This window comes from Bradyrhizobium sp. PRIMUS42 (genome assembly GCF_023006515.1).
Lineage (GTDB): Bacteria > Pseudomonadota > Alphaproteobacteria > Rhizobiales > Xanthobacteraceae > Bradyrhizobium.
In genome coordinates, this window is sequence record NZ_JALBGZ010000873.1 from 1 (window position 1) to 2,343 (window position 2,343).

The window sequence follows — 2,343 nt, forward strand, 5'->3', positions numbered from 1 at the left end:
CGGCCTCGGGCGTTTGGCCTGGCTCGGCCTCGATGCCGCCGTCAGCGGATGCGGCATCTGGGCGACGCACTTTATCGCGATGCTCGCCTACGGGCCGGGAGGCGCGGGCGCCTACAACATCCCGGTGACGATCCTGTCGTTGATCTTCGCGATCTCGGTGACCTTCGTGGGGCTGAGCATCGCCGTATCGTCCTTGCGCGCGGTGTGGATCCTTCTCGGCGGCGCCATCGTCGGCTCCGGTGTCGCGGCGATGCACTACACCGGCATGGCGGCGCTGGAGATACCTGCGCGGGTGGACTGGATCGGAAGCACGGTCACCGTCTCGGTGCTATCAGGAATTTTCTTTGCGGCACTCGCGTTGTTCGTGGCGGCGCGACGCGACAACCTCTTCCACGCGCTGGCGGCGACTGCGCTGCTGACGGTTGCCATCGTCGCGCATCATTTCACGGCGATGGGCGCGGTGCTATTGACGCCGGATCCGACGCTCGCGATCGGCGGCCTGTCGATCCCGCCGGCCTCGCTGTCCTTCCTCACCGCCAGCGCTGCGGTCGCGATCATCGCGATCGCACTCGTGGCCGCGTTGCTCGACCGCCGCGCCAGGGGCGAATTGGGTGCCCAGCAAATGGTTTTGGACACGGCGCTCGAGAACATGTCGCAGGGATTGTGCATGTTCGACGCTGACGGCAAGATCATCTTGTTCAACGAGCGCTACGCGGCGATGCTTCGCCGCACCGACATCGCGCTCACCGGCCGCCGGCTGGTCGACATATTGCGGGACGAGCAGGCCAAGGGCCAGTGGCAGGGCGACGCGAATGATTTCTTCGCCCGCCTCGTCGCCGACGCGCGCGAGGGCCGCACCACGACCGACGTCGTCAACCGGTTCGGCCGCTCCATCCGGGTGGTCAACCAGCCGATGCAGGGCGGCGGCTGGGTCGCGACCTTCGAGGACATCACCGAATGGCTGGAGGCGCAGGCCAAGATCTCACACATGGCGCGCCATGACGCGCTGACCAGCCTGCCGAACCGCGTGCTGTTCCACGAGCAGCTCGAGCAGGGGCTGCGCCGGACCAGGTCGGGTGATCAGCTCGCGGTGCTCTGTCTCGATCTCGATCACTTCAAGGACATCAACGATTCGCTCGGCCATCCCATCGGCGATGCGCTGCTGAGGGAGGTCGGCCGCAGGCTGACGGCCGGCGTCGGCGAAAGCGACACCGTGGCGCGGCTGGGCGGCGACGAGTTCGCCGTGGTCCAGATCGGACGTTCCGAGGAAGCCGCCGCGAGATCGCTCGCCGGCCGTCTCGTCGAGGTGATCTCCGCGCCTTACGAGATCGACGGTCATCAGATCGTGATCGGCGTCTCGATCGGCATCTCGCTGTCGCCGCAGGACAGCAGCAATCCGGACGAGCTGTTGAAGAATGCCGACCTCGCGCTGTATCGCGCCAAGGCGGACGGCCGCAGCACCTATCGCTTCTTCGAGACCGGCATGGACGCCCGCGCGCAGGCGCGTCGCCTCCTCGAGATGGATCTGCGCGCGGCGCTGCAGCGCGACGAGTTCGAGGCGTATTATCAGCCGATCCGCGACGTCGCCAGCGGCCGCGTCGTCGCGTTCGAGGCGCTGCTGCGCTGGAACCACCCGCAGCGCGGCCTGATTGCTCCGATCGACTTCATTCCTCTGGCCGAGGAGACCGGACTGATCGTCCAGCTCGGCGAATTCGTGCTGCGCTCCGCCTGTACTGACGCGGCCACCTGGCCGGACGATGTCGACCTCGCCGTCAACCTGTCGCCGGTCCAGTTCAAGAATCCGAACCTGATCACATCCGTGATCGCGGCGCTGGCCGCCTCGGGACTTCCGGCGCGCCGTCTCGAGCTCGAGATCACCGAATCCGTGCTGCTTCAGAACAGCGAGGCGACGCTGACCACCCTGCACGAGCTGCGGGCCCTGGGCGTGCGGATCTCGCTCGACGATTTCGGCACCGGCTATTCATCGCTGAGCTATCTGCGCAGCTTCCCGTTCGACAAGATCAAGATCGACCGCTCCTTCGTGTCGGAGCTGGCGACGCGCGAGGATTCCATGGCGATCATCCGCGCCGTGACCGGCCTTGGCCGCAGCCTCGGGATCGTCACCACCGCGGAAGGCGTCGAGAACGACGCGCAGCTCGAGCTGCTCAGGCGCGAGGGCTGCAACCAGGCGCAAGGCTATCTGTTCAGCAAGCCGCGGCCCGCCTCCGACGTGGCGATCATGCTGGACCGCCCGCGGCTGTTACGGGCGTCGGCTTAAGGGGTAGCCGCGGCGCAGCGCGAAATGCGCTCCGCAAAATGCCATGACGGCGCCGAGGCACAGCG

Annotated in this window: 1 protein-coding gene; it reads left to right on the top strand. The window is 67.0% G+C overall.

Annotated elements, in window-relative coordinates:
• The coding region (locus MOV75_RS34985; RefSeq protein ID WP_247007623.1) for an EAL domain-containing protein at window positions 1-2,278 on the top strand (2,278 nt) is incomplete at its 5' end.
• Between the last annotated feature and the right edge of the window lie 65 nt (window positions 2,279-2,343).